Source organism: Vagococcus allomyrinae (assembly GCF_017829975.1).
Classification (GTDB): domain Bacteria; phylum Bacillota; class Bacilli; order Lactobacillales; family Vagococcaceae; genus Vagococcus_D; species Vagococcus_D allomyrinae.
Map to the genome: position 1 here is coordinate 80,091 of NZ_JAEEGA010000020.1, position 23,600 is coordinate 103,690.

The window sequence follows — 23,600 nt, forward strand, 5'->3', positions numbered from 1 at the left end:
CTTTGTAAACAGAAGACAGAGGTGAACTTAATGACATCTCAAACAGTTAATGGGTGGACCATCTTTTCCTATGACTTTCATTTTTTTGTTTTAGAAAATGCTGAGAGAGTAGCTGTAAAAATTGACGATTCTGATAACAGTGAATTGTTTTACGGCACTATTACGAATGAGGCTGTTAGAATATTTGAATTAAACACTTATCAGGCTGATATTGACATTAATTTGACTAATAAGACTATTCAATTTATTCAGTTACAACATGAAGATTGATCTGTCGTTTATAACAAAAACGTAAGGGCCTCTCACTAATTTTGCTGTTGAATCGCGCTAATTCTTGGTATAGTTAATTCATCAAGTAGAACAATCGAAACTTCCAACATGGTAGCCACTAAAAAACAAAAACGCCGTATCCTTTACGAATAAAAGGATACGGCGTTTTAGTATGGTCCCTACTGGTCTCGAACCAGCGACCCCCACCTTGTCGAGGTGATGCTCTCCCAACTGAGCTAAGGAACCTTTGTTTTAGCAGAGTCCTGATTGTTACGATCCAACACTCTACTCAATATAATAGCAGACTTATCGACCGATATCAACTGTAATTTAGCAGCAATTCAAGTAAATTTTGCAAAAGAAGTACCATGTCAAATCGATACTTAGTGCACAACCTTCTTTATCACATCAAGTAAAAAGCCGAAGATCCTCTTTCTTCGGCTTTTTACTTATCTATGTTTTACTCGTTTCTGACTGAAAATCACAGCGAATAGCACCCCACCACCGATTAACATCCACCCAAAATCACTGGATTCACCGGTCTTAGGCAATCTGTCCAAAGAAATCGTGTTATCCAATGGCTCTGCTAAACTTTGCTCCACACTGGATTCGCTGGAAATCGCAGATTCCTCACGAAACTCACCCACTTGGCCAATGATTTCAAGATCAGCACTAGCACTGGCAACCGTCATCATTGAACTTCCTACGATAGCTACCGCAATGAAATACTTCAAGCGATTAATGCGCTTCACCCTCACTTGTTGTCACCTTAATTAAACCTAACCAATTGTACCATCTTCATTAATAGACGTAAATTTCAAGGTTAACTTATACGTTTCCTCTGTGGCTTCATCTTTAATCCCGGCAGGTAAATTAGCTATCGTGGAACCAGAATAATTGAAAGATGCGGTTTTGCCATAAGTACCTGCTGTATCTGAGCTAATGTTGAGTTTTCCATCTTTATTTCCCAGTACCATCCAGGCCTCCTGAGTCAAGTTCGCTGGAAGACTATTGGTCACTAAATCAACAGCGATCGGCGGATTCGGTGTATTGCCATTCACCATGCCATTAATTGTCAAGACATCAACTAAAACGGGCTCGCCTTCGATGTCACTTAAGGTAATTTGCACACCACGCCCTGAATTATTGGCAATCTGATAATCAGCTGAATCGATCATTTTGTGCTGGCTAGCCGTTGTAGTATGAAACGCCGTCGCCGTATCAAGGGTTACATTGACCCACTCATCTGTTCCCTCGGGAATTATTTCTTCAGGATTGGTATTATCTAATTTACCGACCGTCCCTTTAATCTCGACATCTGCTGTCCCTTCACCATCGATGACGGTTGCTAAAACCGGTTGTCCTAATCCTAATAAAGTGAATCCGACCATTGCGGTTGCTACTAATGTTGCTTTTTTCATTATTGTATTGCTCCTCTTTTTTAATTTTATATGTTCAACAGTCTTGCTGTTAACTCCTTAATTAGCTATTGATTTGAATGGCAATGCCCGCTTGGACCTGGCCACGTTTTTCATTTGTTTCTGGATCGTAAATATTAAAGGTTGCAGTTGCGGGATAATCACCCATAGCGAGAATTTTATCCAATTTAGCTCCGGAGATTTCAAAACCTGGAGACATTGCGCCTGAGTTGTAGACTTCTTCATCGGTTTCATCTAAGTGAATGACGACATTGATGGGATAGCCATTAACAACTGGATTTTGAATGTAAAGACTTCCCGTCGACTCCCCTGATTCAAAAACGGCTTGAGACTTAATCACCATATTAAATTTACTCGCATCTACAACCTCCTGCTCAGCTGCCTTTAACTCTTTATCACTCATCTTTTGAGCGTCTTTAACATCTGGTAAATAGTCGCCTGACACGACTTGCATCGGCGTTGAACGTGTTAAAAAATAATAATAGGTTCCTCCTGCCAAAAGTGCCGCTAATAACAAAACGATCAGCCAATATTTTTTCCGCTTTTTCTCTTCTACCTCTTGTGTCTTAATCGGTTGTTCCGTCATCTAATTCCCCTTTTCTATCCATTAATTTCAACTTTAAACGTTAGCTTATAAATTGGAAATACTGCTTCCCTAGTCGGATTAAAGTATTTACCTGTAAAACGAATTCCCTGTCGATTGTTGCTACCTATTCCTAAAACACCTAGCTCCAGTGGATTTTTTGCGAGTTCTCCTGTGATAAAATGAGGCTCCCCACCATCGGCGATAAGTTGTAAGGCCAGCTCATCTGAACCATCACTGCTCTCAAAATCTTGGCGCAACAACAATCCCTCAGCCTCCTCATTTTCAGCAGAAAGGCTGGCTAAAGAGACCTTCATCGGAATGTCTCCGTGATTCACTACCTCATATTCCGCTGACGTCACTTCCCCTGCTCGATTCTTCCCAAGTTCCTTCGCCTCCGTTTGAAATGCCATCTCAATCGGAATTTCCACATTAATAAGATCAAAGGATGTTCTGAACTTAGTGATTGGCGTCGTGACTAATGTCACGTCTTCCCCAGATAATCCTCTCACTTTAGCTCGGACATAATAAGTCTTATCAGCTATTAAGTCAGATAATGAAGCGGTGAATAAGCGATTGTTAACACCCATTAATTCTGTGGTTGCACTCCATGTGTTGCCAGTAGGAAACTGACTATCCAAACTATACTCCACAGTTACTTGAGTATAATTCCCCCCTAATAATCTTCCCGCTATCAATGCTGAATGCTCGTCTAAGATATCTGCTCGAATCCGATCCAAAGATGGTAGCGTTATAAATGTCGAGGCTGTAGACAATGGGCTTTGGCCCACTTGATTGCTAACAACGGCTTGTACCCAATATTTCGTATTAGGCGTTAATCCGTCAACTGGTGACTGAAAGGTTCCTGTTCCAACTCCGTTGCCTTGATCAAGTTCCCTTAGCGTAACGGTCTGTTGAGCTTTTGCTGGATCATTTAAATCGGCCTCTGCTGTATACAAATACCAGGTCACCTCTGTGGCTAAACTGCCATTGTTGATAGAACTCCCCTGCAGTTGGGCAGTTGTCGCTGTCACTTCATGAGCGTACGCCTTGACTTGACTAGGTTCAGCAATCGTTTGACTAAAGACTAGTTTTTGCGATCCTCCTAAGGCAGACAGTTCTGTCGTTGTTAATGGATTAACTGAACCTTGAGCATTCGTATAAGTATCGACACGAACGCGCAAATCTGCACTGCTTCGCACGATCGTCGCCGACGGTATTAAGGCGGCTTTACTCGTATAAGTCTCTATTTTTTGAACAGTACTGCTGACAAATGACAAGTTGCGACTTGTCGTAGCACCTAAGCCACTTAGCCCTAGAGTCCCCTTACCAGAAGACATGAATTCAACATATTCTGGATCGTCCATCCTCAACAGAAAGGTGCTTGTATTATTTGGTGTAAAAATGGTCCCCCCAGCGACCTCCATTTTCACCTTTGCGCCCTCACCAATGGTCATACCACCACTTGCTGAACCCAAATTGATCGGTGCTGGCAATAAAAAGGTCACGCGACTGTTTTTGCGAAAATCAAAGGTCACCTTTTGAGTTTGCGGGAAGTAAAAGAACGCATTCCGTGCTTCCCCAGAAGCTAAGCTGACTTTATCAATTAGCAACTGCCCATTCTCTTCAACCAGATAACTTGGCGCTAAATAATCATACGTCATGGCTCCGTTCGTTTTAATGGTCATGTCTGCATTTTGACGCACGACTATTTGAGATGAATTAGCTCGTGGATTAGCGACATCGGCACTAACTGACCAGATAAATGCCGAAGTGGAAAGGGAAAAATGCTCAACAGTTGTCGTACCACTTTGAACCTCGACATAATTGGTCTCAGCCCACTCTTGTCCGTATGTTCCCGTTGCTAATTGAACGATGGTATTGTTTCCACGCATAATAATCGAACCATGTCGATTGAAGATCATCTGCCCATTGTTGGAATAATAATCCACATTATCGAAAATAAAGGTCATATTTTTCCCACTGTCATAACCTGTTAGAAAACCATAGTACCCAACCGCTTTCGTCCCATCTGTATTCCCAAATTGCGTGTTACGTATTTCAACTGTCGCATTTGTTTCATCTATATAAAAGCCGCGATCGTAGTAACCACCTTTATCATAAACTATCTTATGATGACCCCCATCGATCACTACCCCATTTTTTAAGCGATAGCCTTTTGTTCCTAAATCAATGTCCTGGGTTAATCGAAACTTTAACTTTTGCGAGTCTTTTAGTAACTCCGTTAAAGTTGCCGCAGAATCAACTAACCAAAAACCATCAACGTCCTGTTCAACGAGTGCCCGCCCTTGTGGTTTCTCATCAGACGACTCAGAGACCGTTTCCTCGGATTCAACCACTTCGGATATAAATTCGCTATCTAAACTGACATCTAACTCGTCACATGTCGGTTCATTCAGCTCCTCAACGGTTGTATTTTCAATGACTCCACTTTCACTTGTTTCCAACGACTCCGCTTCACTGCTTTCAACTTCCCCACTCATTAAGATAACTTCCTCATCCATGATTGCCGCTAACGCTTGAACAGGTGATGCTAGGGCAAGGAGAACAGCCGTCACTATTATTCTTTTCTTTTTCATCTCTGTTCTCCTCCACTCTTCTTTCTATTTTGTTAGACAATTCCATTTATACAGCTCCACTTGGCTATATGTTTCGATTATATTACGGGATGTATATCGTACTTCAAAACATGCCTAATTAAAAAATTCGTTTATTTTTTTTACTGTTTTTGTCGCCTCACACATGCGATCATTAAATACTTCTGATTCTCTTTAAATAGCAGTCACTTGAAGCATCCTCATGTTTCGTTCCCACTTACAATCCTTGGTTCTCTTAGCTACACCTTCAGTATACAACTGAATTGTGTCTTTTTAAGGAACTATTCTCATTGATTTGTAAATATTTTGTAACTTTTATGTAACATTTCTGTAACCAAAAACTTTTTTATTTAGAGGACAGACTTCCCCTTCACTATTAATATCCTTCCTCATAACAATTAAATTCCAGCTTAATAAACATTCGGCAAAAGTCCCTATCAAATATGATATAATAACAGTCCAAATGAGCTAATGGGGAGATGGAACAATGGAGCACTATAAAAATAACAAAGATATCATCGATTACCTCACCTCAAAAGAGCTAGCTCCACACACCTTTCAAAAGTTGCACTTAACCAAAGATGAGCTGGTTATTACAACATACGAAAAAACGGAATCTCTTTTTTTACTAGAACAGGGGTTGGCTTCCGTTGAGATTTTAGACGACAGTCGTCACTACATCTCAGCATTTATTTTTGAAAATGATTTTTTTGGCTTAGACGCTTTTTCCAGTTTTCCGACTAAAGGCCATGCTATCAGAATTATTAGTCCAACTGCAAACATCATAAAGATAAAAAAAGACACCTTACTAACCGCTCTCAGTCAAAAACCAGAACTTTATGAGTTGCTCTTAACCAATTTTGCCGATATTTTTCAACGTCATTACTATTTTTTAGATTTTCTAAATTTGATGCCTGTCGAACGAATCAAAGCCACCTTACAATATTTAAGTGATTTTATTAGCGAACCAACTGAAGACGGTCACCTACAACTCCCTAAAGAAATTACCCAATCAATCTTAGCCCGATTTTGTCGCACCTCTCAACCTCGTGTCTCAACAAGCTTAAAAGAACTACATAACACAGGCTTTTTACTAACTAAGTCGGCTCCTTTTTTGATTGCCTAACTCGCAAACCCCCAGAGGCTAGTAAGCTCTCTGGGGGTTTGCGAGTAATTTATTGCCATTGTTTTGAACAGCTGTTAAACCTAAATCGTCTAGTCAGTAATAAATGATATAATTTGCGTCGCAAACTCATCGACATTATCTAAAGATCTTGAAGCAGCTGTTAAAGCTTCAACATCATCTGGTTGATGGGCCCACTCTCCTGAATCAGCAGTCAAAAATAGCCCCATCCGCTGATCGTCTCGATACTTGGTAATAATCGGTAGGACATTCTCTGGCGGTTCACTAGATTGAACTGTTGTAAAAATGACAATCTTATCCCATTGATCCAAGTCCTTACTAATTTCTTCAATTGGCAAAATTTCCAAGTAAATGGGCCTAGTACTGATATCCGCTGTTACCTTCTTCATTACTTCGTTCTTAAACGACCGATCCTGAGTATATACCACTACTTTAGGAGCATCGGTTTCTTCTAGCTCTTCATTGATGATTGAGGTCGCTATCGTTCCTTGAATACGAGACAGACGATAATACATCAACCCACTTCCGGCTACCAAGATAACGCCTAATAAAACTATTAGCCCAATTCGGACACTTTTTTTCTTTAACACAGTATTCCTCCTATCAAATAGTAGCTGATCAAACATCTATTGACGTTCACTACCTCTTAAAAACCTCACCCAGCCGAAAACTAATCAGCCGCCGCTCGCTATCAAACTAATAATCGGTGATGTTTTTAGTATATCTGATAAAAAAAGAACAGGTTATACCCACGATATAATAGCTCCTTTGAACTACCTGAAAACAAGCCTCTGGCTATTCCCGACTAATATCAACCTTCTTCAGCCTCTTAACCCAAAAAAGCCAGTCTCCTTCTTAAGAGATGGCTTTTTGATATTCCTGATCGATGCCCCTAGTAGCTAGTCGCCTAACGTTTGTAATTGCGCTAAACTGCCATAAAGTTGAGTCAGACGCCCATATTCAGCTGGGCTATAAAACTGAGTAGCACCACTGCCAAACTCCTTTGCCACTTCGATCCCAAACTTAACGGCTAAAGCTATGTCCACCTCATGACTGGCACCCGTTCCACTTCCAGGAACAGCACTTTTGGCGGTAATCGCCACGCCAACCACCGGGGAAGTTGTCGCAACGGCAGGCTGTAAAATCGAATTAAGATGGTAAACCCCATTACCATAAGGAGTAATATCTTGAGTGGTAATCGGAAAAGTGACTGGATAATCTCCCGTCACCGTCGTCAATAATCTCACTAAATCATCACTTACCCGTAAGATGTAGCCTTCTTTGACTGTCGGTGAAATGGCGATACCTTTATGATTGATAATCGTGTTTCCCTTAGTCGTGTCAATCGAGAGGATGGCATCCATCTCCGAATCCACTTCGTAGCAATTCATCGTTAAAATATCCACGGGTGACCCCATAAAATCAACTGGCTCATGAGCTTGTGTTGGCGCATTTGGGCAAATATGGGTGGTGATGATCACATCTCCTAATAGGACATCTCCCCTTAGTTGCATCGTGCTTAACTTCAAGGCCACGCTTAAAGCCCCAATGGCCCCATCCCCATCTGAGACTAGGCCAATTCTCGTTGGCCTAGCTCCGATCCCACCTAAACGACCAATAATGCCTAAGGTTGGCGCCTCTCCTCCCCGAGCTTTCCCTTGACTGCCTTTGATGACAACTTTAACAAAATCAGTTGTTCCTTTCTCTCCTTTGACTTTTGTCGTCGTATACACCACTTCAGGATTCCCTTGAAACAACGCCTCAAAGCTTTCCCCATTTACATAGGCACTGTCCATTAATTCAAAAATTGTCAACACCTGCCGTAACACCATAAATTTAACTTCCTTTCCATAATGATTGCTTTTCCATTTATTAATTCTTATACTTAGTTTATTGAATAACTTTTATGAGGAGATTTACAACATGCTTAAAACTTTAACTCATGCTCTTAGCGTTTTGAATCTATTCGGTACCGAACAACGCCTTTGGACCGCTCGCGAAGTCGCTGAACAACTGGCAATTCCCCAAGTTAACGCCTATCGTATCCTTGAGACCTTTACAACTAATGACTATTTAAGGAAGATCGAACAGACCAAACAATATTCTCTCGGCCCTGAATTAATCAAAATCAGCAATAAAGCCTTTGATAAATATAATGTTTCAAAGTTGATTCAACCCATGCTAGAAAGCATTATGAAACAAACCGCTGAAGCAACTTACTTAGTGAAGTTAAACACCACGACTGCTACCAATATTGACGCCATCAAACCGACCAATCGGGTGACCTTTGACGTCCGCCTAAATAACGAAGTACGCTTATTTGAAGGCGCCTCCTACTGGGCTATTTTAGCTTTTTTAGACGAAGAACTCATCGCCAATACTTTAGCCACCGCCACATCGGGATTAACAGCCTCAGCTTCAGAAGTGGTGGCCCAAACGACCGCTGGCATTGCCCATGTCAGAGAACACGGTTGGTGTACCAGTTCTGAATTGTTTACGGCCGATGTCACGGCGATCGCCTCTCCCTTATTTTTGGAACAACACGTCATCGGTTCCTTAACGATTGCGGTTCCCGTTTACCGACTAAAGTCAGAAGATATTCCGCTCTACGGCCAGCTCTTAAAACAAAGTGCCGCCGAACTAAGCCAATTATTAACACTCCATGACTTGGATCTATCAACCTATCACTACTATTAAGTGCGATAAGCAGCAAACCAATTCATGATTTCCCTCAGTCTCGTGATGCGTAGATTCGGCCAGCCTGAACGAGATAGTTCGTGATTGGAACTAGGAAAGCGCACAAAACGAGCTGTTTTCCCTAAATACTTTAACGCCACATATAATTGTTCCCCTTGTTCCATCGGGCAGCGATAATCCTCTTCGGCATGCAAAATCAACAAGGGCGTCTCAATGTTAGCCACATAAGCCAAAGGAGATTCTTCCCAAAGCTTCTGTGGTTTTATAATATCAGCGCCACTTTCAGTGACATTAAAGAAATAGCCATTATCACTCGTGCCAACCAAACTGACTAAATTAACCATCGAGCGCTGAGTCGCTCCAGCCTTAAAGCGCTGATCGTGAGCCACAATCCAATTAGTCAAATAACCGCCGTAGCTCCCTCCAGCAATAAACAGTTGCTCCTGATCAATCTGCGGATAAGCCACTAAAGCCTGATCCAAACCGCTGAGTAAATCCTGATAATCCTCCTTGCCATAGCGCTCAATCACCCCATCGATGTGTTGTTGGCCGTAACCAAAACTCCCTCGCGGATTAAGCAATAGCACAGCGTAACCTTCAGCCGCCATCAGCTGGACCTCATGATGAAAGGTCGCCCCATGCATCGTATAAGGTCCACCATGGATATTCAAAATCAACGGAATTTTCGCGCCTTTTTCAGGTAGTTTTGTAGGCCAGACGATAAAACCAGGAACCCGTCCGCCATCAGATGCTTGAAACTCCACAACCTCGTAAGAAGCTAATTCTCGGGTGTAATCCGCTCCCACTAAAAGCTGCCTTCCGCCCTCTGAACCAACCAGCTGGACCAATGAACCAGGATTTTTAGGCGAAGTGACCGATAAAATCACCTGGCCTTTCTCAGTCGTCACAAAATCAACAACGTGTTCCAGCTGTTCACTTTCCTTCGTCACTTCTAAACTAGCTCGCGTCACTGAATAAAGCGCTACGCGGCCTTCAACAGACACTAGAAAGAGCATCTTTTGACTGTCAGCCGTCCATTGAAGCTGCTTGTTTGTATTGACTAATTTACAATCACTCACCCCAAAATCAGTCACTTGAACATCTTCAGCTGGTAAAACATTGCTAAACAGGCCTGTCTTAAGGTCATAGTGAAAGACGCGAAACTCATTTGAGGTTAAATATGGTAAAGGATTACCTATCATCCCTAAAGACTGACCATCTGGTGAAAAACATGGCTCACCAAAGGCACCGGTTTCCGGTGTTACCTGCTGCCAGTCTTGAGTCTGCAAGTCTAACAAAAAAATCCCCGAATCAAAATTAAAAGGATCATGCAGTGCCAACTGTCTTTCAATGGCTAAATACCGACCGTCAGGTGATATATCGGCTGGCAACTTTAAGCCATATCCTTGATGGTAGTCACAAATCACTTCCGCTGCTTCTCCATCTAGTCTTTGTTGGCACCAAAAAGCTTCCTCCCCTGGCGTCAATAGCCCGTAACCATTCATCTTATAACGCAACTCTTCTGTGATATAAGCACTTGGAAAGGCTGAGGCCACCTTTTCTTCAGCTCGCCAGTCCAATCTACGACGCCCTTTTTGACAACGGGTTCCAAAAAAGAATTGCTGATTATCCGGATGCCAAAGAAGGTGCTCCACCCCTTTTTCCGTATACGTTTGCTGGCGAATTTCGCCAGTTTCTCGTTCATAAAGATAGACTTGTGCGATCCCCGTTCGATTGGAGATAAACAACAACGTGTCACCATCAGCAGACCACTTGGGATAATAATTCTGACACTCCTCTGGCACCAGAACTTGTTCTTCTTTCGTCTCTATGTCAAGTAGCACAATACTCGATAAATAACAGTTTTGCTCTTGAGACACTCGCGTTTTAACAAACGTCACTTGATCAACTAAGAACGGACTGGTTTCAGGGGCGGAAAACAATGTAATCTGAAAAAGATCTTCCGTCCTCACCTTATTAGTCATAACAGTCCTCCTTATCCCCATTTAAAAAGTCCATAGCTGCCAACAAATAAACTTTGGCACATTCGACCACATTTTCAACCTTCACCCGCTCATCAAACCCATGAATAGTCGACAATTCAGCCGGTCCATATTGCAAAACCGGGATGCCGTACTGCCGAAAATGTCGGGCGTCACTGCAAGCCCACTGGAGAACACCATAGGCTGCTTGATTGCTGACAACTTGAATATTGTCAACCACCGCCCGGCAGACTGGATCAGTCGGCAAGGTATAATTCGCCTCGCTTTTAAACCCTAAATCAGTCACTGTATAATCAATTCCCAGCTGAGCCAATTGACTTGCAACAAAAGCCATCACCTCAGAACGTTGGATGCCAAAAGGCACGCGACAATCGATCTCAATCACACAGCTATCTGCCACCACATTAGCACCTGTGCCACCCTTAATGGTTCCAATATTACACGTCACCATTTCAAAAATTCCCGCCATTTGTGGATTTTCCTCATGCAAATACTGATTAGATTGGGCCAATAAGCCCACTAATTCCTCTGGAATAACGCCTTTTAAAGCCGTTACCTGACGAATTTTTTCAATGGCTGCCATTCCATCCACAATCGCACTACGACCAACTAATGGCGCCAAGCTACCATGAGCCGGAATCCCTTTAACCGTCAAGGTAAAAGAACAGGAGCCTTTCTGACCAATCGTCGGATGAAGAGCATTGGAAGGTTCTGCGATTAGACAACCATCTCCAGCTATCAGCTTACGAGCCAACAACCAAGGAACCCCATACTCCCCGCCCGTCTCTTCATCTGCTACAATCGCCAAAGTTAAGCCACCTTTTAGCGGCAACTGATATCGTTTTAATAGAACGGCCGTAAACAATAAACCTGCCAGACCTGTCTTCATATCACTAGCTCCTCGACCTAACAAAAACCCTCCTTGACTGGCACCTAAAAAGGGATCGAAAGACCATTTTTCACGATTGCCAACTGGAACCGTGTCAGAATGACCACAATAAATCAGCTGAGGCCCTTCTTCTTCGCCAATGTTCGCCACTATATTAACCAGCTTAGGGTTGGCTTCATAATGCAGCGGCTCAATGCCATTATCAGATAAATAATTGGAAATAAAAGTGGTAATGGCAGCCGTATCTCCATCTGGATTTTCACTAGGTATTTGCAATAAAGATGAGCATAATTCAATTAATTCTGCCTGATTGTTTTCAACTAATGCGATCAATTCTGTTTTATCCATCTTTTCCCTCCATTTTCTCGACAGCAGACCGTTTGCCTGGTATTGCTGCCAATAGTTTTTTCGTATAGGCATGTTTGGGACGGTGATAAACCTCCTCCGCCTCGTCAAACTCCACCACTTCTCCTTGATACATCACCGCAATCCGATCACAGAAGTAACGGACCACATTTAAATCATGGGAAATAAACAAATAGGTCAACTGAAATTCTTCCTGCAACTCAATTAATAAATTGATCACCTGAGCTTGAATCGACACATCTAGTGCCGAAACCGGCTCATCGCAGATAATCAACTTCGGGTTAAGCATCAAAGCTCGAGCAATGTTAATCCGTTGACACTGGCCACCTGAAAACTCATGGGGATAACGCGAACTGTACTCTGGCTGTAAGCCCACTTGCTTCAACATGGCCAGAGCTTTCGCTTTGCGCTCTTCTGCAGTGCCAATTTTATGAATAGTCAAAGGTTCAGTCAAAATTTGCAAAATCTTTTTGCGAGGATCAATTGAAGCAAAAGGATCTTGAAAAACCATTTGAATCTCTTGACGCAAGCTCTGTCGTTCAGAAAACTTTAAGTGGCTGATTTCCTTGCCTTGATAGTAAATCTCACCAGACGTCGGTTGAATCAATCGGGTGATCGTTCGAGCAAAGGTTGATTTGCCACAGCCAGACTCACCAACTATTCCCAGTGTTTCCCCTCGACGAATTTGTAAAGAGACCCCATTCACGGCTTGGATGCTCTCTCCTTGATTAAACAGACTTTTTTTAGATAAAACAAAACGTTTCTTTACAGCAACTGTCTCCAGCAAGATCTCCTCACTCATGGCCATCACCTCTTGTCAGTTCCTCTTTCATCACAAAATGCTGGTAACAAGTGCAGCGAACAAAATGGCCCGCTTCCACTTCATGTAGTGTCGGATTTTTTTCATGAGCACTCTCGGGGATCCAGGGAATCCGATCAGCAAAACGACACCGCCCCTGAGGAATGTCCTTCAAATGGGGAACTTTTCCACGAATATAGGGTAATTTACCGCTGGCCTTATTGGACTTGGGAATTGATTTAATCAACAAGCGGGTATAAGGATGAAGTGGATTAGCAAAGATCTTTTGCGTGTCACCACTTTCAACAATTTGCCCAGCATACATGATCACAATCCGATTGGCAATATCCGCGACCACCTCTAAGTCGTGAGAAATGAAAATAATGCTGGTATTAATTTTCTCTTTCAATTCTTGTAACAAAGCCAAAATTTGTGCCTGAACCGTTACATCCAGAGCCGTCGTCGGTTCGTCAGCAATAATCAGCGCGGGGTTGGACGCAACAGCCATCGCGATCATGACACGCTGCCGCATGCCTCCTGAAAACTCGTGAGGGTACTTCCTCAACCGCTTTTCCGGTTCCTTAATCCCCACCAAAGTCAATAATTTAATGGCCTCTTCTCTAGCCGCTTTTCGGTTAACATTTTGATGCAGACGAATCACCTCGACTAGTTGATTTCCAATCGTATAGACTGGATTCAAACTCGTCATGGGATCTTGAAAAATCATCGACATTTGATTGCCACGAATTTTACGCATCGCCCTTTCATTTAAGCTGACAATCTCCTGACCATTAAAATGAATCTCCCCTTCAATAATCCGCGCATTTGGCGGTAACAATTTCATCAAAGCTGTCACCGAGATACTTTTACCTGAACCAGATTCCCCAACAATTCCCAGTACTTCCCCTTTATCTAAAGTAAAAGACAGTTGATCAATCGCTCGGACTCGTTCTTTCTCAATACTAAACTCAATCGATAACTCCTTGACTTCCAATAATCGTTGACCTTTCATCATAACCTCTCCTCATTATTTTGACCTGTTATTTCGGGGATCTAGGGCATCACGCAAACCATCGCCAAACAAATTTAACCCCAACACCGATAAGAGAATGCCCAAACCAGAAATAATCGCAATGTGAGGGGAAACAATCAAAAAGTCTTTCCCTTCTTTCAACATATTGCCCCATGACGCTTGGGGTGGCTGGATGCCTAAGCCAAGAAAGCTTAAGGCAGCCTCCGAAATAATCGCCCCCGCAACATTCATCGTGGCATAGACAATAATTGGCGTTAAACAATTTGGTAAAATATGCAAAAATAGAATCCGACTGTGAGTAGCCCCTAAAGACTCCGTCACTTCCACATAATCCTCCTCCTTGACACTTAAGACTTGCCCGCGAATCATCCGGGCAAACCCTGGAATATTTCCCACAGCAATGGCGACAATCACATTCATCAAACCAGAACCAAGAACGGTCATCAACGTGATCGCCAACAAAATAAAAGGAAAAGCAAACAGGGCATCCATCACACGCATAATCGCTGAATCAATCAGCCCCCCAAAATAGCCAGCCACTAGACCTAAAACAATGCCAATCGTTCCCCCAATCGCCACAGCACCAACTCCAACAATTAAGGAAATTCGGGCACCAAATAACATTCGCGCCAGCAAATCACGACCATAATTATCCGTTCCCAGTAGGTGCCCTCCTTTACCAGGTCCTAAGAAAGCTTGAGTCGTATCGATTTTATTAGGATCAAATTGGGCAATAACCGGTGCTAAGATGGCCAAACAGACAAACAGAACCACCACGATCATACCTAACAACGCCAAACGATTTTGAGAGACTTTTTTGATAAACTCTAGAAACCGATTTTTTTCAGACATCATTTCCCCCATTCTCCAAACTGACCCTTGGATTGACCACTTTATACAATAGGTCCACTAGTAAATTAATAAGGACGTACAGCAATGCTAAAAATAAGACTGTCCCTTGGACAACGATAAAATCTCGACGGTTGATCGCATCGACGATCAATCGCCCCATTCCAGGCCAGCTGTAGATTGTCTCCGTCAAGACCGCTCCGCTTAACATCGAAGACAATTGCATTCCCAGAACCGTCAAAATCGGCGTGCCCGCATTTTTAAACCCGTGCTTAACCACGATCCCAAAGGAGCTGACGCCTTTGGCCTTAGCCGTTTTTATGTAATTTTGATTCAAGACATCCAACATACTGGAACGAGTAATCCGCGAAAAATTTGCCATTGGAATCGTCGCTAAAGTCAATCCTGGCAAAATCAAGTGAGAAAAATAACTGCTAAAACCGTTTCGCAGATCTCCCATCCCTGTTGCTGGCAGCCAGCCCAACGTCACACTAAAAAGCAACACTAACATTAAGCCTAACCAAAAAACCGGAATCGAGACCCCGACCAAAGAAATGACGGTAAAAAAATAATCCACTGCAGTATCCCGTTTAACAGCCGAAATAAGCCCTGAACTAACCCCTAAAAATAGCGACACAACCAATGCAAAGGCCGCTAGTATTAACGTGTTTGGCAGACGCTCTAAAATTAAATCGATCACCGGTTTACGATAAGCGAAAGAAGTGCCTAAATCCAGCCGCAATAAGCCCCTTAAATAGTCAAGAAACTGCGTTAATAAAGGCTGATCTAATCCTAAAGAACGTCTTAATTTAGCCACTTCCTCAACACTGGCTTGAGGCCCTAACATCGTGCTAGCAGGATCACCTGGAATTAAACGAGTAATAATAAACACGATCACCATAACTAGAAACAATGTGGGAATCAGGTCAAGTAAACGTCTTAACATGTATTTAAGCAATATACTTCCTCCTTAGTTGAAACATTTCCTAAACTTGTTCTGCTATAAAGTCAGGTCATGAGCTCCTTCATCCTAGACTCCTGAGCCAACTCTTGCCCCTTCTATAGCAGGCTGTGATAAAACGCCTAGCCTTGATCTGACTATCTCAGTATCAAAACTAGACGTTTCACCTGACAGACTTAAAAGCAACTCACTCTACTCATTATTGCTTTAACGATCCAACCAGACATTAGTTTCATCATCAACAATAATGATGGAACCATCCGCCCGAACTTTGTAACCGTTAACATCTTGACTTAAACCGACGATAATATCTTGATCATACAAATCAACATGGGGAACATCCTCCTTGATTAACTCAAGAGCCTCTTCATAAATCGCCGCTCGTTCTTGCTCATCGGCCGTCTCAGAATTTCCTCGATCAAGAAGCTCATCAACTTGCTCATTCTTATACTGACCACCATTTCCTAATGAGCCGATTTGAGCGGAGTGCAGCATTTGATATAGGAAGAAATCAGGATCTGGGTACCAGCTCCAACCCATAATATAAAGCGGGGCTTTACCATTTGCCACGATATCACTAAAGGTTCCCCATTCAACAGATTTAATCTCAACATCAATCTTCAACGCTTTCATTTGAGCCTGAAAAATCGTCGCCACTGGCACACGGGCTTCCGATGTATACAACTCAATTTTAAACCCCTCTTTATGGCCCGCTTCTGCTAAAAGACCCTTAGCTGCCTCAATATCGGTGGCAAACTCGGCTTTCATTTGGGCCTCAACTTTTTGACTATACCCCCAAGAAGCTTTCGGCAACGGTAAGTAGGCAGACGATGCCTCGCCGTACTGATAAATCCCCTTGACCAACTCATCTTTGTCAACCGCCAAAGCCATCGCTTTTCTGACTTTCACGTCGGCAGTAGGTCCTTCAACCGTATTGAAGGATAAATAACCAATTGAGAGTCCTTGAGTCTTTTCCAATGAAAGTGACTCATTCTTTTCTATTAGAGGAATATTTTGACCCGAAATAGACGTAGCCACATCAATATCCCCTGCTTGTAGCGAATTGCCCATCATATTGGAGTCAATGATAAAGCTAAAGCGAACCGTATCTAACTTAGGTCTATCTCCCCAATAAGTCTCGTTGCGCTCCGTCAACACATAGTCATCTGTCGACCATTCCACAAATGAAAAAGGACCGGTCCCCACTGGATGACGGGCAAAATCATCGCCCCACCCCTCAGCCTCTTCCTGAGGAACAATCACATTTCCCATATCGGTTAACATGGCCAGAAAACCCGCATAAGGCGTTTCCAACTCCACCGTTAACGCCGTATCGCTCTTCACCTCAACATTTTTAACATAACGCAAACGATTTAAAGCAGAGGTTTCCAATGATCGCTCCAAAGAGTATTTCACATCTTCTGCCACCATCTTTCTACCATCCTGATACTTCCCTTTTTGAAAGTAAACATCATCTCTCAAGACAAATGTATAAGTTTTCAAATCATCTGAAATTTCCCAACTGGTTGCCAATGATGGCTTAAATTCTTTAATGTCTGAATCGTAAACAAGCAGCGTATTATAAATGCTCCGCATGACATTCGATTCATACTGTGCGGTGTACGTCGTCGGATCTAGCGAGGCAATATTGGCGGATAACGCCACTTTTAGTTCACCACCTGTCCCTGACTTTTCTTTGTTTGACTTCCCTCCATTTTCCGCCACTTTCTCTGTGGCACATCCTGCTAAAAAAAGAAATAGCCCTAACAATCCAATAACTTTCCATACATTTCTCTTCATAACACTCCTCCTTTTCATTTATTGAAATGTTTTTTCATATAAAGAATTATATAATGAGAATTTTATCAGAGAAGCTACCTTTTTGCAACCGTTTTCTAATAAAAAAACGTAACTGAAGGATTCTAAAGATTATTGAGACATCTCCCCCATACAAGACGTTCCCCAATATTCTTCCTCCCAAGCATGACAACCTTAATCGACTCACAATTAGTGACTCAGCGTAAGGAGGAAAATGACTTTCAAAGATAAGCTTAGCTTTTCTCTTGCGCCTTTATTTTTATCAAAAAAGGAGCTATAATAATCTGAGAAAGTAGGGATTTTAATGACTAAACACCCAAAATCAACCAAACAATGTGATATCAACCAATTAAAAGAACTCATAGCTCAATATAGCCAGGAAGATCTCATTGACACCTTTGCTAAACTAGCCACAGAAAGTCCTAAACCCAGTGATCAAGCATTTTATTTAGTCCTACATGATTTCTTAATTCAGCAGCAGGCCAAAGACTCTCCAACTAACCCTTGATAAAAAATCCAGTGTAAGCTGAGCCATTCTATTGATCCAACGAGTAGATTAACTGAGATTAACATCAGGTACGTTCTATATCAAAATAAAAACAGCTAGGACTTGTATAGGTACCTAGCTGTTTCTATTTTGCAGTAGTTCTCCCCTTAAATGTTATTGACAAATTCAACTTTTGCACCATGACTCATGAAGGGATTGCATGGAAACCATAAATTGATACGTCATTTTTACATAACGATATTTCCGATAACTCACAACCTACAAAAAAACAACTTCACGACCATCGGTGAAGTTGTTTAAAACCACTTTGTTTGACAAAATTTTGGTCATCCACATTAATTGATAAACTACCAAAAATTGTGTTCTCTTTTACTTTCTATTATCCCATCCGCAGTACTCAAAATACTTAAAATCAGCATACGAACCAGCTTTTTTATCCATGTCATGGACACCAATTCCGACGAAGTTGCCTGTAAAGCCGCCTGCTAAAAAGAGCAAGTCTTGTGGTTCGGCTATCTCCTGCCAGTGATTTTTTTCTGACTCTCGGTAGAAAAATTTCCCTACGGGGCCGTCCACTTCTACTTTAAAAGAGACCTCTTGCTCCCCTACAGGAATTTTTATCGCCGATAATGTCGGCATATTGTCCTGACAGCGAATTAACCGAATGACTTTGCCAGCAGTTTCATCAAAGGTCAAATAAGCATAGAGATAGTTGCCATCATTTAAATACAACATCAAACCAGCCATTTGATTATAAGTCCTAGGCTGATAATCCAAAGTCGTCGTGGCTGAAAATTTGAAATCTTTTTGCCGAATCGCCAGTAAGTGGTGTTCAAATAATGACTGAATCGATTCGCCAGCTGTCAGCCGTAAATAGCCTGGACGCTTGGCTGTATTGCACCAACTGTCATCCGCTAATAGCCGCAGTGTATTCCATTCCTTGGCTAATTTACCGTTAAATTCATCCCTAAAATTAGTATCAATCAGTTGCAGCACAGGCTTAGAAGTCTTGATTGTCGTTTGTTGTTCTGGGCCATTGCCACCACTAACCAGTCGCAACCACCCCTCGTCTGTCCAGTAAACTTCTTGAATAGCCGTTTCACGCCCTAAAATAGCGGCTTTCCCTAAAAGGGGACGCGTGCATAAATAGACCAGATACCAATCGCCTAATTCCGTTTGCACGAGACTACCATGCCCCGAACATTGTAAAGCAGCATCTGGTTTATCACTAGCAGTTAACATCGGATAGTTTGGATCCAGTTCATAGGGACCGAGAATCGCTTGCGAGCGGCAGACCGTTACGGCATGACCTTTTCCCGTGCCGCCTTCGGCTGTTAGTAAATAGTAATAGCCATTGTGCCGATATAAATGAGGCGCCTCTGTTTTAGCTAATGTTGTCCCCGCAAAGATTTTAGAGACTTTCCCAATTAACGATTGTGTCTTTTGATCGTACTCTTGAATCACAATTCCAGCAGATTTATTAGGCGTTGCCAGTCGATAATCCCAAATCTCGTTTAACAACCAAGTTTTTCCATCCTCATCATGGAAAAATGAGGGATCAAAGCCACTGCTATTGAGATAGACAGGCGCTGACCACGGCCCCTCAATGGTTGGCGCTGTTATCAGATAATTGTGAGCATCTTTAAAGGGACGCTTCGTACTTTTTACATCGGTATAAACCAAATAAAACTGGTCATCATGATAACTTAATTGCGGTGCCCAAATACTTCCATTTAAGGGGTTGCCGCGTAAATCAATTTGAGTTGTTAATAAATCACTTTGATGTTGCCAGTTGACCAGATCTTGTGAGGTATAAAGTCGTATTCCTGGCAGCCACTCAAATGAAGACACAACAATGTAATAAGTGCTGCCGACTTTTAATATATTAGGATCTGGATTAAACCCTCTTAATATTGGATTATTGATAATAGCTTTTGTCATAATTGACTATTTCCCTTCTCTCTAACTCTACTAATAGGCCTTTTTAATACTTTGGGATGTCCGCCATCTTTTCTTAGAACAGACAACGCCGCTAACATAAAACAAACGAACGCAAGTGGATAAGCTAATAGTTGTGAGCCGACCAATAAGATAAAACCTGTCAATGTATAAGCGATGGCGGCCATTTTAGGTCGGCGATTATGGCCAATTAAATAACTACTGATGACTAAGCCTAATAAGGTTAAAATCAGCGTCATTCCCAACCAAACGCTTAAGGTTTTTAGCTCGGTATAAGCTTGGACTGGCCCTTTAGCCGAAACTGCTTCACCTAATGTTAAATATAGCGTTTTTTCAAATTGATTTTGATTGAGTTGACTCATCGTTAACGCATAGCCACCTAAAAAAACCAGGCTAAAAATTCCTATTAACAGGCTCATCACTACTTCTAATTTTCTTGTCATTTCATCCCTCTTCTCTTGCTTGCCACCTTTTCCAAAATAGCTTATTTCTAAATATCTGTTCCTTCTTAAAATTAACCCTCTTTTTAACTTGCCCGCTCCAAGGAACACGGTTTGTCGCTAGATAACCCTTCTGAATAGTGCCATACTCTGTATATTGAACACTTTGTTGATTACTTGTCTCGCCCCAATCATCCCAACCTTTCTCAGCAATATGATCCCCTAACTGGCAATTTGTTAACATCGTTTTAGCATAAGGTCGCCATGGTCGACCTAGATAAACCTCTGCCACACCAGTTTGCGCTGTGAAAAAGCACGTATCAAAGATCAAACCAAAAGCTGTTTCTTTTGGTGTTGAGGCCGCTGTCAAATAGCTCGCTGTCGGCTTTATGCGCGTTAAACTTTTTATTTCACACGCTTCAAAATAAGCTGTGGCACCACCAAAAATAACGTCAACCGTTCCTTCAATATAACAGTTTAGATAATACTGATCATAGTTTTCAAACGATTTGCCAATAGAGGGGCCTTCAAATGGGCGACCATTTTTCTGCCAATCAGGTAACGGTCCGGTACAAAGAGTATCCTGATGGGCCTTAAATCGGCAATTTTTAAAGACCGCTTCATGACAATCAGCATAAAGGGCTATAGCTTGACCGACCACTTCTCCTGGTCCCGCCTCATTGACAATGGTCAGATTTTCTAGCCAGACATTCCGACCACCCAAGTAACAGGTGGCCGTCCAAAAAGTGCCACGTTTTTGACCATTCAACCATTCTTCTGCAAAATGTGACATGCGAATCTCCACTTGCCCCAACCCAATCAGCCGTAAATCAGAACGGTAAATGGTCACCGTCTCTTCATAAACACCTGCCAATATGTAAAGGGTCGTTTCTGCCAACTCCTTTTCTAAGTAGTCAATGGCACTTTGAATGGTTTGAAAGTGACATCCACTAGTCTGTCCGACAACAATCATTGCCTTACCTCATTTCTTGGCTTAGAAATGCCTGCCACTTCACGCGCATAGCCAAAGTTTCTTGATGTCCTGCACTGCTATAATAAGTTTCCCAGCGCCCACCATGCCTGTCATAGATAGTAGTTAGCTGGTTATCCAATTCCTTTACACCACTTAAGGGGCACATGCGGTCATGACTTCCCACTAGACACAAACGACTACGAGGTGCTATTAAGCCTTGAATAGCCACTGTGGTAAGATGCGTTAACAGCCCTGGTACATAATAATAAAAACCATGATGATCCAAGCCATTTGCCGCAATCAAATGCTGAAATTCGACTTGGGCACAGAGATCGATGGTAATTTTCAAACGATCGTCCAAGGCACTGCTCCACCAGCTTTGTAAACCTCCCATGGACATGCCAATTGTCGCTAACTGGGAGGTCTCTAAATCATCTCGCGTTTCCAAATAATCAATTAGTGCTGTAGTGTCGTGGAGCATCATGCCCCACATCACTTGTCCTTTAAGTAACATCTCTTTAACGATTTCACTTTCTTTGCGCCCACTTCGCTCACCAAAGCCCCAATGATCGATGGCGCAGACCCCAAAGCCCATATCGGTCAGCGCTTTGGCAAAAGATGGCTTTTGCAAATAGTCACTACTTTCGATCAACTCTCTTTTCCCTAAGCTGTAATTACCACCGTGAGAATGCTGATAAATCACCACTGGCACTTTTGCAGGCCCCTTAAGTGGTTTAGCTAATAAAGCTGGCACTGATTCGATGCCGTTTAACGCTAACACTAAATGTTCCAACTGATACCCGTCAAACTCGATTGTTTTTAACGAGCTTCCAGAAATATCACTGAACGCTGGCACATCACCTAGTAATCTTTTTAATCGTAAGCGGGTATCACTCATCTTCAGACCCTTTCCCGATCAAGGGTAACTTCTTTAAGCAATTCTTCTGGAACTAATGTGTGTCTGGAATAACAGTCTCTTAAAGTCACTTCCTCACCATTTTCCACATAAAAAGCTGGCCCTTGATGGTTGTCAATCGTCACTTGGTTAAACCGAATATCCCGAACATTGCCTAGATAAAAACCACTTTTAGCCATTTCCTCAATACCAGTCATCATGGCAGGACGAGCTGGAATCGCCGCTTCCGCCATGGAAATCGCAATATCATCAAAACTGATTTCGGAAATGTATTGCTCCGCCAATCCATAGATAAAACCTGCCGCTGCATGAACATTCCGAGCCGTAATATGAGCAAAATGAATCCGTCTAAATTGAGGTGTTTCGTTGGTAATCGGGTATGCCCGCTTATCCCAAACATATTGGTCCTTGCCGCCAGGGCCACAAAAATAATACAAGTTTAAGATAAAGGGGCAAAGAACCTCGTCCATCACCACATTGCTGACCCGAATATCTTCCACGATTCCGCCACGACCCCGACGAGACTTTAAGCGGATTCCCCGATCTGTTTGTTGGAAAACGCAGTTACTAATCGTAACATTGCGAATATCACCACTCATTTCACTGCCGATCACAACCCCACCATGCCCGTGAACCATCGTACAATTTGTGATGGTGATATTCTCACAAGGAATGCGCTCAACCGTTCCTTCAGTCCCCGCTTTAATGGCAATACAATCATCGCCAACATCAATTTGACAATTGCTGATGCGAACATTTTGACAAGACTCAGGATTAACCCCATCCGTATTAGGGGAGTCAGCAGGATTGAGGATTGAGAGGTTGTCCACTGTCACATTTTGACAACCAATCGGATTGACTGTCCAACACGGCGAATTAACCAGTTGTAAATCACGAAGCAAAACCTTATTGGAGCGCTCAAAACTAATCAACTTAGGACGGGGATAGCTTAATTCCTCAGGTCGATTGCGCTTCTTATCCCACCATAATTGGCCATTTCCTTCCAGTTTACCAGTGCCAGTGACGGCGATATTTTCGAGATCTTCTCCGTAAATACACGAAGCGTGGACGGCTCTAGTCACCCCTTCCCAGCGAGAGTCAACAATTGGATAGTCCTCTGGATTATCGCTGAATGACAAGACGGCCCCTGGTTGCAGATGTAACTCAATTTGACTGGCTAACCGAATCGATCCGGTTTTATAGGTACCCCCAGGGACTTCAACCCGACCACCTCCCGCTTCAACGGCGACTTGAATCGCCTTTTGAATCGCCTCCGTTGCCAGCGTTTGACCATCTGATATAGCGCCAAAATCGGTGATAACATAACTTCTCATG

The 23,600-nt window shown here is 42.5% G+C and carries 22 protein-coding genes and 1 tRNA gene; 4 read left to right on the top strand and 19 right to left on the bottom strand.

What is annotated here, in order from left to right; genetic code table 11:
* Positions 1 to 30: 30 nt before the first annotated feature.
* A complete protein-coding gene (locus I6N95_RS23110) occupies positions 31 to 270 on the top strand; it encodes a hypothetical protein (protein WP_209531890.1) in 240 nt (79 codons plus the stop codon).
* 173 nt (positions 271 to 443) lie between these two features.
* On the opposite strand, the gene I6N95_RS23115 is transcribed toward I6N95_RS23110, so the two are convergent.
* From I6N95_RS23115 to I6N95_RS23135, 5 genes are all read right to left on the bottom strand, one after another.
* Positions 444 to 516: transfer RNA gene (locus tag I6N95_RS23115), tRNA-Val, on the bottom strand.
* A gap of 203 nt (positions 517 to 719) precedes the next feature.
* A complete protein-coding gene (locus I6N95_RS27575) occupies positions 720 to 1,022 on the bottom strand; it encodes an LPXTG cell wall anchor domain-containing protein (RefSeq protein WP_209531892.1) in 303 nt (100 codons plus the stop codon).
* A gap of 27 nt (positions 1,023 to 1,049) precedes the next feature.
* A complete protein-coding gene (locus I6N95_RS23125; protein ID WP_209531894.1) occupies positions 1,050 to 1,691 on the bottom strand; it encodes a hypothetical protein in 642 nt (213 codons plus the stop codon).
* 61 nt (positions 1,692 to 1,752) lie between these two features.
* Positions 1,753 to 2,295 (bottom strand): hypothetical protein, encoded by a 543-nt coding sequence (locus I6N95_RS23130; protein WP_209531896.1) that lies wholly within the window; start codon positions 2,293 to 2,295, stop codon positions 1,753 to 1,755.
* A gap of 14 nt (positions 2,296 to 2,309) precedes the next feature.
* Positions 2,310 to 4,892: a fibronectin type III domain-containing protein gene (locus I6N95_RS23135; protein ID WP_209531898.1), complete on the bottom strand. Its 2,583-nt coding sequence runs from the start codon at positions 4,890 to 4,892 to the stop codon at positions 2,310 to 2,312.
* A gap of 505 nt (positions 4,893 to 5,397) precedes the next feature.
* Between I6N95_RS23135 and I6N95_RS23140 the strand changes: the two genes are divergently transcribed.
* Positions 5,398 to 6,036 (top strand): Crp/Fnr family transcriptional regulator, encoded by a 639-nt coding sequence (locus tag I6N95_RS23140; RefSeq protein WP_209531899.1) that lies wholly within the window; start codon positions 5,398 to 5,400, stop codon positions 6,034 to 6,036.
* An 89-nt stretch (positions 6,037 to 6,125) separates the two neighbouring features.
* Here the strand turns inward: I6N95_RS23140 and I6N95_RS23145 are convergent, their stop codons facing one another.
* Both I6N95_RS23145 and I6N95_RS23150 read right to left on the bottom strand, forming a co-directional pair.
* Complete coding sequence (locus tag I6N95_RS23145; protein ID WP_209531902.1) at positions 6,126 to 6,644, bottom strand: hypothetical protein; 519 nt, start codon at positions 6,642 to 6,644, stop codon at positions 6,126 to 6,128.
* Between the two features lie 309 nt (positions 6,645 to 6,953).
* On the bottom strand, positions 6,954 to 7,886 hold the full coding sequence (locus tag I6N95_RS23150) for a DUF1177 domain-containing protein (protein WP_209531904.1): 933 nt from the start codon (positions 7,884 to 7,886) through the stop codon (positions 6,954 to 6,956).
* Positions 7,887 to 7,977: 91 nt separating this feature from the next.
* Between I6N95_RS23150 and I6N95_RS23155 the strand changes: the two genes are divergently transcribed.
* On the top strand, positions 7,978 to 8,751 hold the full coding sequence (locus tag I6N95_RS23155) for an IclR family transcriptional regulator (protein ID WP_209531906.1): 774 nt from the start codon (positions 7,978 to 7,980) through the stop codon (positions 8,749 to 8,751).
* Here I6N95_RS23155 and I6N95_RS23160 read toward each other — a convergent pair.
* From I6N95_RS23160 to I6N95_RS23190, 7 genes are all read right to left on the bottom strand, one after another.
* On the bottom strand, positions 8,748 to 10,736 hold the full coding sequence (locus tag I6N95_RS23160) for a S9 family peptidase (protein ID WP_209531908.1): 1,989 nt from the start codon (positions 10,734 to 10,736) through the stop codon (positions 8,748 to 8,750). The genes I6N95_RS23155 and I6N95_RS23160 overlap by 4 nt on opposite strands.
* Positions 10,729 to 11,991, bottom strand: a complete 1,263-nt coding sequence (locus tag I6N95_RS23165; protein ID WP_209531909.1) for a M20 family metallopeptidase — start codon at positions 11,989 to 11,991, stop codon at positions 10,729 to 10,731. Before I6N95_RS23165 ends, I6N95_RS23160 begins: the two co-directional genes overlap by 8 nt.
* Positions 11,984 to 12,811 (bottom strand): ABC transporter ATP-binding protein, encoded by an 828-nt coding sequence (locus I6N95_RS23170; RefSeq protein ID WP_209531911.1) that lies wholly within the window; start codon positions 12,809 to 12,811, stop codon positions 11,984 to 11,986. The genes I6N95_RS23165 and I6N95_RS23170 overlap by 8 nt, the downstream gene beginning before the upstream one ends.
* A complete protein-coding gene (locus tag I6N95_RS23175; RefSeq protein WP_209531913.1) occupies positions 12,804 to 13,820 on the bottom strand; it encodes an ABC transporter ATP-binding protein in 1,017 nt (338 codons plus the stop codon). The genes I6N95_RS23170 and I6N95_RS23175 overlap by 8 nt, the downstream gene beginning before the upstream one ends.
* 15 nt (positions 13,821 to 13,835) lie before the next feature.
* Positions 13,836 to 14,693, bottom strand: coding sequence for an ABC transporter permease (locus I6N95_RS23180; RefSeq protein WP_209531915.1), 858 nt, complete (start codon positions 14,691 to 14,693; stop codon positions 13,836 to 13,838).
* Complete coding sequence (locus tag I6N95_RS23185) at positions 14,686 to 15,648, bottom strand: ABC transporter permease (protein ID WP_209531916.1); 963 nt, start codon at positions 15,646 to 15,648, stop codon at positions 14,686 to 14,688. The genes I6N95_RS23180 and I6N95_RS23185 overlap by 8 nt, the downstream gene beginning before the upstream one ends.
* A gap of 210 nt (positions 15,649 to 15,858) precedes the next feature.
* Entirely contained in the window at positions 15,859 to 17,451 is a 1,593-nt protein-coding gene (locus I6N95_RS23190; protein ID WP_209531919.1) for an ABC transporter substrate-binding protein, read from the bottom strand.
* A 322-nt stretch (positions 17,452 to 17,773) separates the two neighbouring features.
* Between I6N95_RS23190 and I6N95_RS23195 the strand changes: the two genes are divergently transcribed.
* Complete coding sequence (locus I6N95_RS23195; RefSeq protein WP_209531921.1) at positions 17,774 to 17,977, top strand: hypothetical protein; 204 nt, start codon at positions 17,774 to 17,776, stop codon at positions 17,975 to 17,977.
* Positions 17,978 to 18,346: 369 nt separating this feature from the next.
* Here the strand turns inward: I6N95_RS23195 and I6N95_RS23200 are convergent, their stop codons facing one another.
* Genes I6N95_RS23200 through I6N95_RS23220 form a run of 5 tightly spaced genes read right to left on the bottom strand, consistent with a single transcriptional unit; the run spans position 18,347 to position 23,599 of the window.
* Positions 18,347 to 19,918, bottom strand: coding sequence for a glycoside hydrolase family 43 protein (locus I6N95_RS23200; protein ID WP_209531923.1), 1,572 nt, complete (start codon positions 19,916 to 19,918; stop codon positions 18,347 to 18,349).
* Positions 19,915 to 20,379, bottom strand: coding sequence for a DUF4064 domain-containing protein (locus I6N95_RS23205; RefSeq protein ID WP_209531925.1), 465 nt, complete (start codon positions 20,377 to 20,379; stop codon positions 19,915 to 19,917). Before I6N95_RS23205 ends, I6N95_RS23200 begins: the two co-directional genes overlap by 4 nt.
* A 1-nt stretch (position 20,380) precedes the next feature.
* Positions 20,381 to 21,349: a pectinesterase family protein gene (locus tag I6N95_RS23210; RefSeq protein WP_209531927.1), complete on the bottom strand. Its 969-nt coding sequence runs from the start codon at positions 21,347 to 21,349 to the stop codon at positions 20,381 to 20,383.
* A gap of 4 nt (positions 21,350 to 21,353) precedes the next feature.
* A complete protein-coding gene (locus I6N95_RS23215; RefSeq protein WP_209531929.1) occupies positions 21,354 to 22,247 on the bottom strand; it encodes a dienelactone hydrolase family protein in 894 nt (297 codons plus the stop codon).
* Positions 22,248 to 22,249: 2 nt separating this feature from the next.
* Positions 22,250 to 23,599 carry a glycoside hydrolase family 28 protein gene (locus tag I6N95_RS23220; protein ID WP_209531931.1) on the bottom strand — a complete coding sequence of 450 codons (1,350 nt, stop codon included), beginning with the start codon at positions 23,597 to 23,599 and terminating at the stop codon, positions 22,250 to 22,252.
* Between the last annotated feature and the right edge of the window lies 1 nt (position 23,600).